The organism is Aquimarina sp. 433 (assembly GCF_054054605.1).
The window spans coordinates 295,079-312,986 of record NZ_JBSWZK010000003.1 but is presented as its reverse complement, the minus strand read 5'-3'; the positions used below and the strand labels follow the sequence as shown (position 1 = coordinate 312,986).

At 33.1% G+C, this 17,908-nt stretch carries 18 protein-coding genes; 8 read left to right on the top strand and 10 right to left on the bottom strand.

Features of this window, described 5'->3' with window-relative positions; all coding sequences use genetic code 11:
- The first annotated feature begins 58 nt into the window (after positions 1-58).
- Positions 59-421: a hypothetical protein gene (locus tag ACWNT5_RS08020; protein ID WP_456517054.1), complete on the top strand. Its 363-nt coding sequence runs from the start codon at positions 59-61 to the stop codon at positions 419-421.
- Positions 422-510: 89 nt separating this feature from the next.
- Positions 511-705: a hypothetical protein gene (locus tag ACWNT5_RS08015; protein ID WP_299608140.1), complete on the top strand. Its 195-nt coding sequence runs from the start codon at positions 511-513 to the stop codon at positions 703-705.
- Between the two features lie 62 nt (positions 706-767).
- Here the strand turns inward: ACWNT5_RS08015 and ACWNT5_RS08010 are convergent, their stop codons facing one another.
- Positions 768-1,265: a DUF1648 domain-containing protein gene (locus ACWNT5_RS08010; RefSeq protein WP_456517053.1), complete on the bottom strand. Its 498-nt coding sequence runs from the start codon at positions 1,263-1,265 to the stop codon at positions 768-770.
- A 57-nt stretch (positions 1,266-1,322) separates the two neighbouring features.
- Here ACWNT5_RS08010 and ACWNT5_RS08005 point away from each other — a divergent pair, with 57 nt between their 5' ends.
- Positions 1,323-1,817, top strand: a complete 495-nt coding sequence (locus ACWNT5_RS08005; RefSeq protein ID WP_456517052.1) for a peptide-methionine (S)-S-oxide reductase — start codon at positions 1,323-1,325, stop codon at positions 1,815-1,817.
- Here ACWNT5_RS08005 and ACWNT5_RS08000 read toward each other — a convergent pair.
- The 8 genes from ACWNT5_RS08000 to ACWNT5_RS07965 all read right to left on the bottom strand — a co-directional run bounded on the left by ACWNT5_RS08000 (position 1,814) and on the right by ACWNT5_RS07965 (position 11,587).
- Positions 1,814-2,995, bottom strand: a complete 1,182-nt coding sequence (locus tag ACWNT5_RS08000; protein ID WP_456517051.1) for an AIR synthase related protein — start codon at positions 2,993-2,995, stop codon at positions 1,814-1,816. The genes ACWNT5_RS08005 and ACWNT5_RS08000 overlap by 4 nt on opposite strands.
- Positions 2,996-3,118: 123 nt before the next feature.
- The gene (locus ACWNT5_RS07995) at positions 3,119-4,609 is read right to left on the bottom strand and encodes a carboxypeptidase regulatory-like domain-containing protein (protein WP_456517050.1); all 1,491 of its coding nucleotides are present in this window, start codon (positions 4,607-4,609) and stop codon (positions 3,119-3,121) included.
- Positions 4,610-4,629: 20 nt separating this feature from the next.
- Positions 4,630-6,105, bottom strand: a complete 1,476-nt coding sequence (locus ACWNT5_RS07990; RefSeq protein WP_299900764.1) for a CsgG/HfaB family protein — start codon at positions 6,103-6,105, stop codon at positions 4,630-4,632.
- A gap of 6 nt (positions 6,106-6,111) precedes the next feature.
- Positions 6,112-6,519, bottom strand: a complete 408-nt coding sequence (locus tag ACWNT5_RS07985; RefSeq protein ID WP_299608156.1) for a curli production assembly/transport component CsgF — start codon at positions 6,517-6,519, stop codon at positions 6,112-6,114.
- A 15-nt stretch (positions 6,520-6,534) separates the two neighbouring features.
- On the bottom strand, positions 6,535-7,260 hold the full coding sequence (locus ACWNT5_RS07980) for a CsgE family curli-type amyloid fiber assembly protein (protein WP_456517049.1): 726 nt from the start codon (positions 7,258-7,260) through the stop codon (positions 6,535-6,537).
- Positions 7,261-7,283: 23 nt separating this feature from the next.
- Complete coding sequence (locus ACWNT5_RS07975; protein WP_456517048.1) at positions 7,284-7,799, bottom strand: hypothetical protein; 516 nt, start codon at positions 7,797-7,799, stop codon at positions 7,284-7,286.
- Between the two features lie 80 nt (positions 7,800-7,879).
- Positions 7,880-9,067 (bottom strand): hypothetical protein, encoded by a 1,188-nt coding sequence (locus tag ACWNT5_RS07970; RefSeq protein WP_299608164.1) that lies wholly within the window; start codon positions 9,065-9,067, stop codon positions 7,880-7,882.
- A gap of 333 nt (positions 9,068-9,400) precedes the next feature.
- Positions 9,401-11,587, bottom strand: coding sequence for a glutamine synthetase III family protein (locus ACWNT5_RS07965; RefSeq protein ID WP_299608166.1), 2,187 nt, complete (start codon positions 11,585-11,587; stop codon positions 9,401-9,403).
- 220 nt (positions 11,588-11,807) lie between these two features.
- On the opposite strand from ACWNT5_RS07965, the gene ACWNT5_RS07960 reads away from it, so the two are divergent.
- On the top strand, positions 11,808-12,830 hold the full coding sequence (locus ACWNT5_RS07960; protein ID WP_456517047.1) for a glutamine synthetase beta-grasp domain-containing protein: 1,023 nt from the start codon (positions 11,808-11,810) through the stop codon (positions 12,828-12,830).
- Between the two features lie 283 nt (positions 12,831-13,113).
- Here ACWNT5_RS07960 and ACWNT5_RS07955 read toward each other — a convergent pair whose 3' ends face one another.
- The gene (locus ACWNT5_RS07955) at positions 13,114-14,067 is read right to left on the bottom strand and encodes a calcium/sodium antiporter (RefSeq protein WP_299608171.1); all 954 of its coding nucleotides are present in this window, start codon (positions 14,065-14,067) and stop codon (positions 13,114-13,116) included.
- A 182-nt stretch (positions 14,068-14,249) separates the two neighbouring features.
- Between ACWNT5_RS07955 and ACWNT5_RS07950 the strand changes: the two genes are divergently transcribed.
- The 4 genes from ACWNT5_RS07950 (at position 14,250) to ACWNT5_RS07935 (ending at position 17,870) form a co-directional block, all read left to right on the top strand.
- Complete coding sequence (locus ACWNT5_RS07950; RefSeq protein WP_299900773.1) at positions 14,250-14,606, top strand: BlaI/MecI/CopY family transcriptional regulator; 357 nt, start codon at positions 14,250-14,252, stop codon at positions 14,604-14,606.
- Positions 14,607-14,610: 4 nt separating this feature from the next.
- A complete protein-coding gene (locus tag ACWNT5_RS07945; protein WP_456517046.1) occupies positions 14,611-16,653 on the top strand; it encodes a M56 family metallopeptidase in 2,043 nt (680 codons plus the stop codon).
- Between the two features lie 125 nt (positions 16,654-16,778).
- Entirely contained in the window at positions 16,779-16,928 is a 150-nt protein-coding gene (locus ACWNT5_RS07940; RefSeq protein WP_299608186.1) for an SsrA-binding protein, read from the top strand.
- Positions 16,929-17,051: 123 nt separating this feature from the next.
- Positions 17,052-17,870, top strand: a complete 819-nt coding sequence (locus ACWNT5_RS07935) for a hypothetical protein (RefSeq protein WP_299608188.1) — start codon at positions 17,052-17,054, stop codon at positions 17,868-17,870.
- Positions 17,871-17,908 lie beyond the last annotated feature (38 nt).

Here is a 17,908-nt window from a genome sequence, read left to right as displayed (position 1 = left end):
ATTTTCTGAATCTAAACAACAATCTTGTAACTCAAAAAAATGTATCTTTACAACTCATATGACTGGAAACAATAATACATACAACAAAAAGCTGATTTTTAGTTGGTTTATGACGCTTCTGCTCTTTTTGGGCATTGGAGGATATTCTAATTATACATCACCTATTTCTTTTCAAGAAAGTGTTGAACTTGTTGTTTCTGATCAGCAAAGCTTAGTTAAAGTAATTTCTTTTGAGAATGCGTTTAATGAATCTTCCTATTTTATTACTACCTCCACACTAAGTTCAATTTCGAAGCACCACGAAACTATTGCTTCGATCATGTATAAAAAACTTGATACGATAATTTCATCGGAAATTAAGTATCATTTATTATTCCACATCCCTACTTATTCTTCTGAAGAAGAAAGTCTTTTTGTTTAAAATATAGGTCTTCCAAAAGACCTAATCCTTTATTTCAAATATCATTAATTCCACTATCGTACCTGCTAGTGGTTTACACTATTTTAAAAATGAAAAGATTTAAAAAAGCAATAAGACGAATTGTCTTAGTATTATTTATTATTATGGTCGCAATGATTCCTGTACCCATCTTCTATCAGAAAAAAGAAGGTAAATTCAATGATGATAACACAATTGAACTCATAGAAACAAAAGAAGAGGACAACGAATCAGAAACAATTCAATTTAACAAAGAACTCGGATAACACCTTACAGATCAAAGTTTACATTCTCGAGAGCTTGAACAAATGTTTCGAGCTCTCGAAAATCAACTAGCAATTTTCCTGGATTTCAAAATAAAATATATCATCACACCAAGTAAAGCACCAATAAATACTGGCAAAAACCAATTTCCTAAACCATCATAAGCCCCAATCGCAACCTGTATAGAACCATATAAAATATAAGCAAAAGACCATGCAATGATTAAATTAATTACCCTTATTAATCTAGTGGTTATTCTATAATACCTAGGAGCGGAATCTTCTGATATTTTCGAAGGGTAATTAAACTTATGAGGAAACTTATTAAGAATATAAAGACCTACTACCATCAACAACCCAATTACTGGTAGCACCCAAATTGAGGTTTTAGAACTGTAATTATCTGGTTCGCCTTTTGCATTAAAATGTGTTGGAATTTGATCTGGAAGATCAGCATTATAGATAATCGGAAGTAATAACAAAACTCCCAAACCTATAAATGCACATACTTCAAATACAATATCTGTAGCGTCTTTCTTTATATTAATTATTGGATTCCCCATAACTATTTAATTAATTTAGAAGTACTAATAAAGGATTTAATTACGATTTTTACAATTATGAGTTATGTAAAAATTGGTTTTGGAGGTGGATGTCATTGGTGTACAGAAGCTGTTTTTCAGTCCTTACATGGAATCATAAAAGTAGAACAAGGCTATATTGCCAGCACTGATCAAAATAATTATTTTTCTGAAGCAGTTGTCGTAACCTATGACCCTCAAACAATTGAGTTACATGATTTAATAGAAATCCATTTACATACACATAAAAGTACTTCTAATCATAGTTTCAGAAAAAAATACAGAAGTGCAATTTATTATTTTAATGATCATGAAAAAGAAGTTATAGCTGCTATTATCTCAAAACTAAATCCCGATTTTGATAATAAGTTAATTACTCAAATCCTAAAATTTCAATCATTTCAGTCATCAAGAGAAGAACTTCTTAACTATTATAATAATAATCCTGAAAAACCATTTTGCAAACGTTATATACACCCAAAACTACAATTGCTAAAGGAAAAATATGCTCACAAAACAAAAGGGCTTATTTAGCTATACATAAACTCACCAAACTCACTATATATAGTAAGTTTTTTGGATGCAGCTTCTTCTACTCGACCTACAACCTTAGCATCCACATCAAAACTTTTAGAAATACTAATAATTTCATCTGCAATTTCAGGAGAAACATACAACTCCATTCGATGCCCCATATTGAACACTTGATACATCTCTTTCCAATCAGTTCCAGAATTTTCTTGTATTAACTGAAACAAAGGTGGCACATCAAATAAATTATCTTTGATAATATGAAGGTTTTCTACAAAATGTAAAATCTTAGTTTGCGCTCCTCCACTGCAATGTACCATTCCATGAATCGTATCACTATCAAATTTAGATAATATCTTTTTAATAATTGGTGCATAAGTTCTAGTAGGAGACAATACAAGTTTACCTGCGTCTATGGGAGCATTTTCTACTGCATCCGTAAGCTTTGTTTTTCCTGAATACACAAGTTCAGAAGGAACTGCAGCATCAAAGCTTTCTGGATATTTCTCTGCTAACACCTTATGAAACACATCGTGTCTTGCTGAAGTAAGCCCATTACTACCCATTCCTCCATTATATTCTTTTTCATACGTAGCCTGACCAAAAGATGCAAGGCCTACAATCACATCACCAGCCTTAATATTCGCATTATCAATAACATCTTTACGTTTCATCCTTGCGGTTACTGTGGAATCTACGATAATTGTTCTCACCAAATCACCCACATCAGCAGTTTCTCCACCGGTAGAATGAATTGTAACTCCAAAGCTTTTAAGTTCCTCTAACAACTCTTCTGTTCCATTAATAATTGCAGAAATTACTTCTCCAGGAATTAAGTTTTTATTTCTACCAATGGTAGAAGACAACATGATATTATCTGTAGCCCCTACACATAATAAATCGTCTATATTCATTATTAACGCATCTTGTGCTATCCCCTTCCAAACTGAGACATCTCCTGTTTCTTTCCAGTACATATAAGCAAGAGAAGATTTTGTACCAGCTCCATCTGCATGCATTATTAAACAATAGTCCTCATCTGCTGTAAGATAATCAGGAACGATTTTACAAAATGCTTGTGGAAAAAGACCTTTATCGATATTCTTTATTGCACTATGAACATCTTCTTTAGATGCCGAAACACCTCGCTGAGCGTAGCGTTTACTTACTTCTTGACTCATTATTATTATATTATACCACTAGTAAAGGGCAAAGATAATCGAATTAATTTCGATTTTGGCACTAAGAATTGGGATTTATTAGAAGTAAATCGCAATTCTCGTATTTTCTGTAAGATATTAAGATTATTCCCAATCTGCCATAGAAGCGTTAAGTATAAGATCTGCTCTATTAGCAATTTCCAGAATTGTCATGGTTTGAATATTTCTTTGTGATATCCCATCATTAGATGTATTCACAAAAATCACCGCAGCTTCGTTTGGAGAAAATCGTGCGTCTAAATCATTAGTCCCCGACGGTTTCTGAATAGAAATATCTAAACGTGAACTGTCGCCAAAATCATAGATAAACAAATGAGAATCTAGTTGTCTGTAATCACTACTCTCAAAACCTGAAATATCTTGATTATATAATAATTTTGTACCATCAACAGAAAGATTAATACTACCAGCAGCTCCAGAAACTCCAGTTAAAATAGTTTCTAGAACCGTTCCAGCTGCATTAATTGTAAATATCTCCACCTCATAACCATCTAGATTATTAGTTTTTAAAGCAATCACTCCATTATTATCATTTTTATCCACCTCTGCAATTAGATCCCCATCAGATGTCTGGTACACAAGAGTTAATCCACTACCATCAACATCAATACTATATAATTTATCTTGATTAGGAAATAATAACCTTGCACCATTATCGGACCATGAAAAATCAATCTCGCCTAAATCAAATCCCGCAACTGACACCTGAGAGGTTACCTGGGAAACCTGAGTTCCATCCTCATTCATAACAAATAAATGTGTATCTGATCCTACTGACTGCAAGAATGCTATTTTCCCTGTAGCAACATGACGTCTTGGCCTAAAACTATTGTTAGTTTCAGAAGTTAATTGAATTTCTGTATCCCCTTGCTCATTTGCAGAATAAATAACACTATTATCTCCAACGGATCTAGTATAAATAATTCGATTATTAGGAGGACTTGCTGTTTCAAAAGCAAAAGTATTACTATTTACAGGATCATTAATTCCATCACTACTACTTACTTGCCAAAAGTATTTTACGTTATACTGAAGATCGGTAAGCACATAAGTTGTATCCGTAATATTTTCGAATATCTCGACATCTGTATTTTCATCATTTCTCAAAGTTACTGTATATGTAAGTGAATCTTCATCTGGATCTGCACCAGTCCAGACCAATGTAACTTCTACTGGTTGATCTACAGCATTGTCTGCTGGAGTATCTAGAACAGCTGCATCAGGCGGTCTATTCCCTGCAGTTTCTATATCCATTTCAAAAACGATCTCCAATTCTCGATCTGCAATGATAGATATCGCCTCGAATTGAGCCAAAAGTCCATCGCGCTGAGCTGCTAACGAATAATCTCCAGAAGGAATATTCTCTATTAAATATTCTCCATTCTCATCTGTAAAAACTGTACTAGAAGATGGATTTGTTGAAATTTTCACATTTTCTAACGGTTCATTGGTACCCACAGCCACTACTCGTCCACGTACTGATCCTAAACCTTCTAAATCGATAGTATCTTCGCTACAGGAATTCACTAATACCGCAGTAAAAACCAATACTAATTTTATAAAATATCTTTTCATTTCCATAAGAGTTTTAGGCATTATCCTTTAGGAACCTCCCCATTTTCAATTACTTGTCTGTTTCTTTTTTTTAACTTCCTAAGTTCTTTTTCTTCTCTACGTTTTTGTTTACGTAACTCTTTATCCATTTTTAACGGACTTTTAAAATACCAATTGAGTCCTAAAGAGAAATTAAAATACTGATCATCTCTTTTACCTTGTGATACATTATCTAATTTATCTCCTAAAACAAGATTATGAGTAGCATTAAAAGCTACTCCTATTTGATCAGTAACTAAATATTCTATTCCACCACCATATTGAAATTTAAAAAATGTTCGATCAAAATCATCCGAATTTACAGTTCCTAAACCTCCGAAGAAGAAAGGTGTAAGTTTTTCAAAAGGCAAGAGTGTTAACTCAGCATTGATATCGATCGCATTAAAGCCTTCTGAGAATGCTTCTTCATTTCTCAATTGAAATTTACTTAAACTGGCATTAGCGTTTATGTATGGATTAAAATACCATTTACCTCCTACTCTGGCAGAATATGATAAATCCGCATTATTATAATCACCGCTAATTAATGCCAATCCTCCATTTACAAAAAGTGATTTTTTTCCACGTCTTTCCTTAAAATAACGCTCATAAAGTCCTGTATTTTGTGCTTCATTTTTTTCCGCATTGTAGTCTGCTAAAAGTTCATTTACCTCTTGCTGATCCGCTGCAGGACTCCACAATCTATCTTCAATACCTTCAATGATCAAAGATTCTACAGCTTTCTCTATCGCTTCAGAAACTGCTATTTGTCCTGGTTCATTCTTAGTAAATCCTGTTTCCGCTTCTAACAACCTACTAAACTTCACATATCTAAAGAAACTAGCATCCAACGCCTGTGATAAAATTGTTTTAGAAACATATACCGTTTTTAGGATTTTTCCATTAGATGTAGAAACAGCTCTTAAATAAATAGTAATACGATCTTGTCTGTATTGAGTAGATCCACCAACCCCAAAATATCTTGCTCCTAATCCGCCAGTAATAATATTAGAATCATAAGAAACAATCCCTCCTTCTAAAATAATACCTGCATATAAAAGTGGAGGCAATTGTGGCTCATTCGTGTTTTTATTTTTTCGGTATTCTTTTCTTGTAGAACGAATAATATTACGTTCATTCAGTAGGTTACTTAGATTCTCTCGTTCGATAGGCACAAACCATTTAGAATCTTCCAATGCCTTCACTAATATTGTTGTTGCCCCTTGAGTAACTGCAGTACTAAAAGTACTTCCTGCTTCAGTAGGCTTATACTGTCCAGTTTGATCCCTGAACTTATAGACTCCTACAACCACAGGTTCTTTTGGTACTGGTAAATCTCTGAGTGTTTGAGTGAATTTTGTGTCTTCCCCTATTCTTGCTTGTTCTACCGTGATGGGCTGGTTAAAATATGTTCCACATCCGGATAACAATATGACACAAGTAATTACTAGAATTACTTGATAAAACTTGTGATACATTAAAATTTAATTAGGAATTATTACTTGGGATTGATCTCCTGTGCTAGTGTCTAAAATATTAATTACCAACCCTTCTCCCGATGGGAAAATCTCTATAAACAGTGTTCCAAAACTAAAAGTACCTTCGGTAAGACCTTCTTGCCCAAACTGCTCATTAAATAAAGTTCTGGATATCTGACTAAGTAACTGATTGTTTAAACTTTCGGTAAATCTCTCCAATTCTGATCTATTATCTCCATCAGAATCACTTTCATCTGTAAATGTATTTTGAGCTTCTGCAGAACTCAACAACCATTGATAATTAAAAGTATCACCTCCAAAAGCTGGATTCTTGGGTCTATAAATCAAGTCTTGACCCATACTGTATTGATACGAGCAAAAGACAAGTATTATAGTGACTATTATTGACTTCATTTTTATAAGTAATTATTAATACTGAAAAATATCTCTTTTCTGTTTCTTTAAATCCTTGAAATATTTATAAACTCTTCGAATCGAAACCTTTGACATTTGCTCCAAATATTCGATATCTGGTTTACCTAAAAATTCATGAATGACTTTATCTTCTATTTTTACTTGAATGATGGTGCTTCTACCAAAACTAAGTTTTTCATAAACGCCGACTATCTTAGAACCGTTAATTCTATTTAAGGTATAGGAAGTATAAAAGAAATCATAAAAATCCTTTCCAGGTTTTGTTTTGGTTTCTTCGATAACAATACCTTTTAAAACAATACCATCATCCTCAACATACTCTTCTTCTTCTTTTTCTTTTTTTTGATCTTTTTCATTAAAGGCAATTCGAGCTTTGCCTACAATCTTATCTTCTTCATAGACTAATAAAAGCATCACAATTTTATCTTTCTCATCTACACCAATTGTAGCATTAGTAAGACTTTTTTGTTCATTAGCTTCTAGTGTAAATCTTTCTTCTTGATTACTTTTGGAAACAGTTTTTGTGGTATCGGTTCTAAAAATTGAAAACGTATATTTTAAACTTTTGTATACCTCGGTGGCGTTGGTTGCCTCCGCATTTACGGAAATAATATCATCAATTCTTTCTGTCTTTAGTTTAGCAATAACATCAGTATTGGTAAACTGACTACTAGCAAATTGAAATATAAACAGAAATATTACAGCTAGTTTAAAACACATAAAACAAACCGCTTTTTAGTACCTTAAAAACTTCTTACGATAATCGTACGAGCATTTCCAGTCATCTTAAATTTTAGATTATTTGATAATTCGTTACTACCAAACTTTTCAAACGAAAGATTATCTCCATCTTGAAGAATTTCTAAATTGGTAGAAACTTCTGGATTAAAGGAAAAATCAATAACACGATTATTATTACCGTTTTGAGTAATAAACTTTTCGATATCCTTAGAAGTTTCATTAATATCAATCAAGTTTTGTTCTCCGTTCTGATTTAATCGAATATCAGAAGTTTGCGCTGTTATGGTTGAAAAAACCTGATTGTTTGTCCCCACTTGCTGAATAAAAACAGAGTTATTATTCATAAAGCTTTCTCTTTGAGCTTGCACAACTGAGTTATTTTGTAATTGATTTAACGTAATGAATCGTTCCTGGCTCTCTACCAATGACTCATCCTGATCGTCGTTATTCTGAGCATAGATATTCTCACCCAAAAATAAGGATACTATCACTAAACAATATGCGAAATATTTTTTCATCAGTAAAGGGTTTTAAAAGTAGTAAAAGAGCTATGCTAACCTTAGCTAGCATAACCCTTTCAAATATATTAAATTATTTCTTATAGTTCTCCAGAACCAGACTGAGTTACAACAGCTGCGTTTCCAGTTCCACTTTGAAGAATAATGCTACTGTGAGACTCTCCAGTTTGAGTTACAAAAGTAGTGTTGCTTTGTCCAAACTGAGTATCTTGTGCAAAGTTAGAATCTCCTAACTGAAAGATATCACTAACATTACTAGCTCCGTTTTGAGAAGAGATAGCTGTGTTCTCGTCTCCAATTTGTCCTTGTAATACCAAGTTACTTTCTCCGAAAAGACCGAAATCTCCTTCTTGAGTAGCTGTAGCAACGTTTCCATTTCCTAATTGGAATTGGCTTGCTGTATTTTCACCACCAAAGAAAGCTAAGTTTTGAGAAGCAGAAACAGAGTTTCCATCACCAATTTGAGTTTGGATAATAAAGTTGTTATCTTCTTCGTGTTGAGCAAAAGCTTCGTTCTCATCACCTTCTTGTAATTGATCTACGATACCTCCTCTAGAGTCAAAGAAGCTACTTCCTTGAAGAGAAGTTGCGATATTACCTCCACCAGTTTGTGACTGGATTAAAGTATTGCTTGTTCCCCACTGCTCACCAGCAGCTAAATTAGCCTCACCTGTTTGTCTTTGGTCTGCTAAGTTTACATCTCCTACTTGCGCCATAGAAGCTGTGTTAAAAGAACCAGACTGAATGATTAAACTAAAGTTTTCTTCTCCACCTTGAGAAGTTGTAGCAGTATTTGCATCTCCAAATTGCCCTTGACCAGCGTAGTTTAAAGATCCATCACCAAAGAATCCTGCTCCTTCTTGAGAAATAGTAGCTGTATTACCATTTCCTTCTTGAAGTTGCTCAGAAAGGTTATCTCCTCCAAAGTTTAAAAGATTTTGAGTAGCAGAAGCAGAGTTACCGTTTCCAATCTGAACCTGATACACCTCGTTTCTGTCTTCTTCGTGCTGTGCAAATGCAGTATTCTTATCACCTGTTTGCATCTGAGTTACAACTCCGTTTCTAGAAGCAAATGCTTCACTACCCTGAATGGCTTCTGCGCTGTTACCTGATCCCAATTGAGTAGTTGTGTTAGTGTTTGCTAAACCAACTTGCGTAATATTTGCTGCATTGGCATCACCTGATTGATCAACACTACTGGCGTTTGACTGTGCCACCATCACTGACGCGCTTAATAAAGCTGCTAGACTAAAAATTACTTTTTTCATACGTAAAATATATTAAATTTGATTAATAATTCAATTCTTTATTTTGGGGCGCATGATTCAATCTCAGACAATCCTTAACACTATCTGAAATCGGGTTTTCAATGAAAAATCTGGGGAGATATTCCTAACAGGGGAATCCTTTTGTTTTTTAGGAACAAAACAAATTTATGAAAACATTAAGGGGATTTTTATAATATTAGTAAGAATTCGACAAAATGCATTACGGAAAACCCATAACAAACAGAGTTTTATGCGATTTTTTCAAGGTTTTAACAGATATTAATTTTTTGTTAAAAATAAAACAAAAAAGCATCTTGGTCAGTAAATTCTTACCTATCTGATAAACAAAAGCTCTCTATACTTTGTTAAAGGCCATAACTCATCATCTACTAATAACTCCAATTCATCACAGTTATATCGAATTTGATCAAATAAAGGCTTTACTTTTTCACAATATCCAATTGCCTTTTTCTCGAGATTTTCTAAAGCATTTGCTTTACGTCTTTCATCAATCATTTCATTTACCTTCATATTAATAGCACCTATATGCTCAGAAATCTTTTCGATAATATCCATTTGTTCTTTTCCGTATTTCTTGAAATCATTTCCATATAAATTCTTTAGACCAGAAACGTTATTGATTAGCATATTTTGATACTTAATCGCTGTTGGAATAATATGATTTCGGGCAATATCACCCAAAACTCTGCCTTCGATTTGTATACGCATTACATACTCTTCTATTTCGATTTCATATCTAGCCTCGGCTTCTATTTTATTCATCACACTCATCTTTTCGAAAAGATCAAGTGTTTTTTTAGAAATCTTTACCTTTAATGCTTGTGGTGTAGTTTTATTATTACTTAGCCCTCTTTTTTTAGCTTCTTTCTCCCAATCTTTTCCGTAACCATTTCCTTCAAAAAGAATATCCTTGGATGTTTTGATATACTCTCTTAATACATTAAAAATTGCTTCGTCTTTTTTAAGGCTTTTTTTATCAATTAAAAGATCTACTTCCTTTTTAAAATCTACCAATTGTTTTGCTACAATCGTATTTAGGATTGTCATAGGGTTCGCACAATTAGCTTTAGAACCTACAGCTCTGAACTCAAATTTGTTTCCTGTAAAGGCGAAAGGAGATGTTCTATTACGGTCGGTATTATCGAGTAAAATTTCTGGGATTTTACCAACTACATTGAGTTTTAAATCTGTTTTCTCTTTTGGTGACAATTTTCCATCGGTTACTCCTTCTAGATCCTTAAGGACAGAAGTCAGTTGTTCACCAATAAATACAGACATGATTGCAGGTGGTGCTTCATTGGCTCCCAATCTATGATCATTGCTTGCAGAAGCAATACCCGCCCTCATTAGCTCCTCATACTCATTGATTGCCTTGATTGTGTTTATAAAAAACGTTAAAAACTGTAAATTACTCATCGGTGTTTTTCCAGGACTTAACAAATTGACTCCAGTATCCGTACCCAAAGACCAATTGTTATGTTTTCCGGATCCATTTACTCCTGCAAATGGTTTTTCATGCAATAATACTTTTAGATGATGTCTAGCAGCTACTTTTTCCATGATATCCATCAACAATGAATTATGATCCACAGCAAGATTTGTTTCTTCATAAATCGGAGCCAATTCAAATTGATTTGGAGCTACTTCGTTATGTCTTGTTTTTACCGGAATTCCAAGAAGCATACATTCCACTTCTAGGTCCTTCATAAAATTCAGTGCTCTGGTTGGAATACTACCAAAATAATGATCATCTAATTGTTGCCCTTTTGCAGAGGAATGTCCTAACAAGGTTCTTCCTGTCATTACAAGATCTGGTCTTGATTCTACTAAAGCTTTATCAATTAAAAAATACTCTTGCTCCCATCCTAGAGAGGCATTCACTTTTTTTACGTTTTTATCAAAATATTTAGCAATCCCAGTTGCAGCCTGATCCACAGCGTGCAAAGCTCTTAACAATGGTGTTTTATAATCCAAAGCTTCTCCGGTGTAAGCGACAAAAACTGTTGGAATACAAAGTGTTGTACCATATATAAATGCTGGAGATGATGGGTCCCAAGCAGTATATCCTCTAGCTTCGAATGTATTTCGAATACCACCATGCGGAAATGAAGACGCATCAGGTTCTTGTTGCACTAATTGACCTCCTCCAAATTTTTCAATTCCATGACCATCGCCAATAGTTTCAAAAAATGCATCGTGTTTTTCTGCGGTGGCACCAGTAAGTGGCTGAAACCAATGTGTGTAATGTGTAACACCTTTAGATAAAGACCACTCCTTCATAGCTGATGCAATTTGATCTGCTATTTGTCTATCAATTTTAGCACCATTATCAATGGCATCCATGACGCTATTGTAAGCATCTTTGGTTAGATACTGAAGCATAGTTGCCTGATTAAAAACGTTTTCACCAAACAATACAGACCTTCTTTCAGTTTCCGTAACTATTACAGATTTACGATTTAAGGTTTCTTTTAATGCTTCGAATCTAAGTGTTGCCATAATCAAGAAAATTTATTTGCAAATATAAAGGAAGTTTTCATTGCTAAAATCAAAAAAATGCTCCATAAAAATTAAAATAAAACTAAAATACCCTATAAAAAAGTAGGGTGTTGATAAAAATTAATAAAAAAAATACATTTGACCCCCTATTTTTTTTCCGTTATCACAAAATAAAACTAATTTTGAAACCTTTAAGAGTTCAATTTATAAAGTGTTAATTATGAGTAAAGCTAAATTAGAATACATTTGGTTAGATGGTTATAAACCAACTGCTAATCTAAGAAGTAAAACAAAAATTGAAGAAGATTTTAGTGGGAAGTTAGAAGATTGCCCAACTTGGTCATTTGATGGTAGTTCTACAAAGCAAGCAGAAGGAGGATCTTCTGATTGTTTATTAAAGCCTGTTGCTATTTATCCTGATCCAACAAGAAGAAATGGATATTTAGTAATGACTGAGGTTTTAAACGCTGACGGAACACCTCACGAATCAAATGCAAGAGCGACTATTGATGATGATGATAATGATTTCTGGTTTGGTTTCGAACAAGAATACTTTATTATGGATAAAACTACTCAGTTACCTTTAGGGTTTCCTGTAGGTGGATATCCAGGCCCTCAGGGAATGTACTATTGTTCTGTAGGAGGAAAAAATACTCACGGAAGAGATTTCGTAGAAGAGCATGCTGACTTATGTATCGATGCAGGTCTTAACTTCGAAGGTATTAACCAAGAGGTTGCAAGTGGACAGTGGGAATTTCAGTTATTCTCTAAAGGAGCTAAGAAAGCAGGAGATGAAATCTGGATAGCTAGATACTTACTAGACAGATTAACGGAAAAATATGGATACTACATTGAGTACCACCCAAAACCAATCAAAGGTGACTGGAACGGTTCTGGTATGCACGCAAACTTCTCTAACGAGATTTTAAGAACTTGTGGTTCTAAAGAGGTTTACGAAGCAATTTGTGAAGCATTCAGACCTGTAACCGCAGAGCATATCGCAGTTTATGGAGAGTTTAATGACCAAAGACTTACTGGAGAACACGAAACACAGTCGATACATGAATTCTCTTATGGAGTATCCGACAGAGGAGCGTCTATTAGAATCCCTATCATTACTGTAGAAAAAGGATGGAAAGGTTGGTTAGAAGATCGTCGTCCAGCTTCTAATGGAGACCCATACAAAATTGCTGCAAGAATTGTTAAGACTGTAAAAACTGCTGAAATACCAGTTACAGCATAACATAAAGATAGTAACTAACTAAAGTTGTTAAACGCAAAAACAGCCTTCGTAATTGAAGGCTGTTTTTTTTATTTATATATAACATTAAATGCGATCCAAAACAAAGAAAGCTGGTTTTCTTCCTTATTAACTTCTTTACCTTTTAAAAAGTCAATACAAAAGAAACATTATACACAAGCAAAATAAGACTGTACGTCCATGATTAACTTGCAATAACAACTAAACAAAACTATAGGAAACTTATTAAAAGCAAACTTTACTAATACGATGTTTATTTTTGAAACTAACCTATAAAAACCAAGGCTATAAAAATACAGTAGCCTGCAAAAATTAAGAATCCTTTAGGCCTACCGAGGACCATTTTTTTTGGAATAAAAGCTAACGGTAATAATATCATAGCAAAACCTAACATCCAAAAAATATCAATATTCATCAACCGAGTATCCGTAACAGAAATAGGTTGGATTAAAGAAGTCACTCCTAATACCGAAGCAATATTAAAAATATTGGACCCAATAAGATTTCCTAATGAGATTGCTTTTTCCTGTTTTAATGCGGCAATCACAGATGCTGCCAATTCCGGCACACTAGTTCCAACAGCTACCATAGTAAGTCCAATAACCGCCTCACTCACTCCCATTCTGGTAGCAATATCCTTTGCTCCTTCTACTAACAATTCAGAACCAAAATACAAAGCAACACCACCTATCAACAACCAAAGTATCATTTTAAAATTAGATACACTTTCTAAAGAATCGTCCACATCTTCAACGGAGCTATCGGCCTGCTTTCTCGCTCTTTTTATCAACAAAAACATATATACCAACAAAGAACCCAATAAAACACCACCTTCTATTCTAGTAAGTACACCATCATTGTCAAGAAAAACATACAATACTAAAGACAATAACACCATAACTGGCCAATTAAACTTATAAAAGTCTTTATCAATTGCCAAAGGACCAATTAATGCAGTTATCCCTAAAACCAAACCGATATTAGCAATATTAGATCCAATTACATTACTTAATGAAAGGTCAGCCGATCCACCCAATGCAGCTTGCAAACTCACCAATAACTCAGGTGCAGAAGTAGCAAACGATACCACAGTAAGCCCGATAACCATCTTCGACAACTTTAATCGAAACGATAATGCTACTGAAGAACGCACTAAATACTCTCCTCCTACCACGAGTAAAACAAAACCAATTACCACAAAAAGTATACTCTGAATCATATGCTATTAATTTGATTGCGAATATAGAATAAGTATATCATATCTAGTAAATGTTACAGCCTTTTTTTAACAAATCAAACACCTTGAAATCAATTAAAAACTATAAAAATAGTTAAATAACTATAAAAATAGTTGTGAAACTAGATTTGTAGTTATATATTTGAACTCAAATAAATGAGACTATGGAAAAACTCACCAATAAAGAGGAAGAAATTATGCAAGCTTTATGGAAGCTAGAAAAAGCATTTGCAAAAGAAGTACAAGCTGAATTAAACAACACAGTGCATTATAACACAGTTTCTACGATCATTCGAAATCTTGAAGAAAAAGGATATATCGATCATAAAGCTTTTGGAAAAACACATCAATACTATCCAGTCATAACTAAAGAAGCTTATAGAAACAATTTTGTAGGTAAAGCAATGACTCAGTACTTCAACAACTCTTACAAAAACATGGTTTCCTTTTTTGCCAAAGAAGAAAAAATCACTGCAGAAGAACTAAGAGAGATTTTAAATGTAATTGAACAAAAAAAATAAAGCTATGGAGGCGTTTCTATTATATTTACTTAAATCGAGTATCATACTTTCATTGTTCTACGCTGTCTATTTCTTTCTACTGAGAAAAGACACTTTCTTTTCTGCAAATAGACATTTTTTGATAGCAGGAGTACTTGGAGCAATCTTATTACCCTTCTTAGAGTTTACCCAAATAAAATTTATAGAGCAACCCAATTTTCATTTTATTGAATATGGTACTGATACTCCTACACAAGTTGTAGCAACATCTTCAATTATCGATTGGTGGTCCGTTCTTTTAAGTATCTATCTGGTAACTACATCAATACTATTAGTTCGTTTTGCAATTCAACTTTTTTCATTGCGCAAAATTTTAAATAAAAGCCATAATTGTCAAGATGAGGGGTTTTCTTTTGTAAAAACCAAAGAAGATATTGCACCCTTTTCATTTTTCAAATACATTATTTTCAATCCCTTACTACATGATTCTAAAGAATTAGAAATGATCTTGAAACATGAAAAAATCCATGCCGCACAATACCATAGCGTTGATATCTTACTTATCAATTTATTTGTAATATTCCAATGGATGAACCCTCTTTCATGGTTATATAAAAAAAGTTTACAACAAAATCTGGAGTTTATAGCCGATCAGGAAGCTACTAGAGACCTTTCTTCTATAAAGGATTATCAACTAACATTAGTCAAAGTATCAGCAAATAATTATTCATCAATCACAAATAATTTTTATCAATCATTAATCAAAAAACGAATCGTTATGTTAAACAAAAAAGAGTCAAATCACAGGAATCTATGGAAAGCCACTATCATCCTTCCATTGCTAAGTTTATTTTTATGGAGTTTTAATACCAAAACTGAAATACGATATATCGATCAGGCCGATATTCCTGAAGAAGTAATTACTTCTAACGACAAAATCTCTTCGGTATCCAATATCACTAAAAAAGAAAATGAACTAGAATCCCCAAAAAAGGAAGAGGTTGCAATTTCATCAGAAAACAGGTATCCTACTAAAAATCTTCCTACTAAACAAAAAATAGGTGCTGTTCAGAAAACTGAAAAACCAAAAATTAATTCACAGAAAAACAAGATCGTCGAATCGCAGGTTTCCAAAATCAAAAAGAAAAACACTATCGAGTTTGTTATTAACAAAACATCTACAAAAGAAGAACTAGAGCGAGTAAAGCGTATTTTAAAAAACGAGTACGACGTAAAAGTAAGTTTTAGCGATATCGAAAGAAATAGTGGTAACGAAATCACAAGCATCAGCATAGAAGTAACCTCTAGTAAAAGTAATGCTAATTTTTCCGTGTCTGATGACAAGCCCATCAATCCTTTGGTATTATCCTACGACAGTAAGGAAGAAAAGATCAATATCGGTCAGTCAGGAAACAAGAATATTTGGATCAGCAAAGACGGCAAAAGCAGACATGTTGATGTTCAAAGTATAGAAATACAATCGGATGATGAAGGACAAAGCTATTTCATTATTAATGAAGAATCTAAACACAAACTATCCAAAAAGAAAGGTGAAAATAGTTTCATAATCAAAAGTAATGATGATGAAGACGGTATTCGTTTCCATTCTGACAGTCATGAAACCACCTTTAAGTTTGATGGCAATTCTAAAAAGAAACCTCTTTATTATATAGATGGTAAAAAAGCTAGTCAAAAAGATGTCAAAAAACTAAAATCAGATGATATCGCAACAATAGAAGTACTTAAAGGTAAAAAAGGCATTGAAAAATACGGAAAAAAAGCAGAAGATGGAGTTATTCAGATTACCACTAAGAAATATGCCAAAAAGAACTATAAAAAAGAAACTGGTTTAGACATTCATATAGATAATGAGGATATTCGATTTGGCTCCACTGAAGATGGTAAAAAACCGTTAATATTCATTAACGGAAAAAAAGCAGATCAGAGTATGCTTGGTAGTATAAACAAAAACAAAATTAAGTCTGTAAACGTCTATAAAGGCGAAAAAGCACTAAAAAAATTCGGTGTTGAAGCTGAAAATGGTGTAGTTGAAATCCTAACTAAGTAATACGTCCATCATACAGTAGATATTAAAACTCACTTAAAATCAAGTGAGTTTTTTTAATTATCTATTTCTCTATTTTTATATTTTTATATCTGAAAGATTTTCTTCATACCTTATGATTTACTGATATGACCAAACCATTCTTTATTTTTTTAGCTAGAGTAAACAAAATATTACTCCCTAGCTTTACAAAAAGAAGATTAGATTTAAGTAAAGCCTCTAAACTTCAGCTACTTATTTTTGGGTGGAGATTATATGTCACAAAAAGAGCTTTATAAATCTTACTTTCAGAAATTTACACTGCTACAATAGATCTTTTTTGCAACATCTTTATTCCGTTTTCGTATTTATAATCGAATTCATTTCAATTAAAAATCGAAACCCGAAAAATAATATTTAGTATGAAAAAATGGATCTTTTTAGGAATGGGTATACTAGGTATACTTTCCTTAACAGCATTTACATCCAAACTACCTACAGACTCCGCTCAATATACTTTGCAACCTAATGAGATTATTGCAACAATTAATAAAGACACCACAGAAAAGGAGTTAGAAGACCTAAAGGACTTTTTTTCTGAAAGCGGTATTGAGCTAATTATCGAAAAGATACAGTTTAATGAACAAAATGAAATCACTAGCTTAAGCATCGTTTTAAAAAAGGGAAATGCGAAAAGTAAATATTCTTCCTCATCATCAGAACCCATATCTGATGTAGAACTTGGATATAAAAATGGTAATCTATATATCACCAATTCCGGAATGTTTGATATCAACTCATGGAGAAATCAAATTGGTTTTAATCATCAAACTATTGACCTAGACAGCATTTTAAAAAACCAGAATTTCAGATTCAATTTTGATTTTGACCAGGAAGGGGATTCAATATTCTTCAATGGAAAACATTTTAACATTGGGAAATTAAAAGATCAAATCATGAATTCTTTTGATTTTAATGAAGATGAAGATGGGAATATATTCTTTAACAACCAGCAGTTCCCTGCGAATTTTGGAAAATCTAAGAAGTACAGCTTTGTAGATGATCCAGATATCGAAAAATTAATCATTATAGATGGAAAAGAAGCAGACTTCAAAACGTTGGATGAATTAGCCAAAGCCGATAAGTTAGAAGAAGTAGATTTCTTAAAATCTAATATTGCCATTAGCCTATATGGAGATAAAGCAAAAGATGGCGCCATCATTGCGATTACCAAAAAATAATTTTTTAGAGAATAATACAAAAATAAAAAGCGTCTTTA

Bases quoted from the DNA above. Each gene is read 5' to 3' on its own strand.
- ACWNT5_RS08020 (WP_456517054.1), top strand. From the start codon at position 59: ATGACTGGAAACAATAATACATACAACAAAAAGCTGATTTTTAGTTGG.
- ACWNT5_RS07965 (WP_299608166.1), bottom strand. From the start codon at position 11,587: ATGGCAACACTTAGATTCGAAGCATTAAAAGAAACCTTAAATCGTAAA.
- ACWNT5_RS07935 (WP_299608188.1), top strand. From the start codon at position 17,052: ATGAAAAAATGGATCTTTTTAGGAATGGGTATACTAGGTATACTTTCC.
- ACWNT5_RS07945 (WP_456517046.1), top strand. From the start codon at position 14,611: ATGGAGGCGTTTCTATTATATTTACTTAAATCGAGTATCATACTTTCA.
- ACWNT5_RS07985 (WP_299608156.1), bottom strand. From the start codon at position 6,519: ATGAAGTCAATAATAGTCACTATAATACTTGTCTTTTGCTCGTATCAA.
- ACWNT5_RS08000 (WP_456517051.1), bottom strand. From the start codon at position 2,995: ATGAGTCAAGAAGTAAGTAAACGCTACGCTCAGCGAGGTGTTTCGGCA.
- ACWNT5_RS07955 (WP_299608171.1), bottom strand. From the start codon at position 14,067: ATGATTCAGAGTATACTTTTTGTGGTAATTGGTTTTGTTTTACTCGTG.
- ACWNT5_RS07995 (WP_456517050.1), bottom strand. From the start codon at position 4,609: ATGAAAAGATATTTTATAAAATTAGTATTGGTTTTTACTGCGGTATTA.
- ACWNT5_RS08005 (WP_456517052.1), top strand. From the start codon at position 1,323: ATGAGTTATGTAAAAATTGGTTTTGGAGGTGGATGTCATTGGTGTACA.
- ACWNT5_RS07960 (WP_456517047.1), top strand. From the start codon at position 11,808: ATGAGTAAAGCTAAATTAGAATACATTTGGTTAGATGGTTATAAACCA.
- ACWNT5_RS08010 (WP_456517053.1), bottom strand. From the start codon at position 1,265: ATGGGGAATCCAATAATTAATATAAAGAAAGACGCTACAGATATTGTA.
- ACWNT5_RS07940 (WP_299608186.1), top strand. From the start codon at position 16,779: ATGACCAAACCATTCTTTATTTTTTTAGCTAGAGTAAACAAAATATTA.
- ACWNT5_RS07980 (WP_456517049.1), bottom strand. From the start codon at position 7,260: ATGTGTTTTAAACTAGCTGTAATATTTCTGTTTATATTTCAATTTGCT.
- ACWNT5_RS07990 (WP_299900764.1), bottom strand. From the start codon at position 6,105: ATGTATCACAAGTTTTATCAAGTAATTCTAGTAATTACTTGTGTCATA.
- ACWNT5_RS07975 (WP_456517048.1), bottom strand. From the start codon at position 7,799: ATGAAAAAATATTTCGCATATTGTTTAGTGATAGTATCCTTATTTTTG.
- ACWNT5_RS07970 (WP_299608164.1), bottom strand. From the start codon at position 9,067: ATGAAAAAAGTAATTTTTAGTCTAGCAGCTTTATTAAGCGCGTCAGTG.
- ACWNT5_RS08015 (WP_299608140.1), top strand. From the start codon at position 511: ATGAAAAGATTTAAAAAAGCAATAAGACGAATTGTCTTAGTATTATTT.
- ACWNT5_RS07950 (WP_299900773.1), top strand. From the start codon at position 14,250: ATGGAAAAACTCACCAATAAAGAGGAAGAAATTATGCAAGCTTTATGG.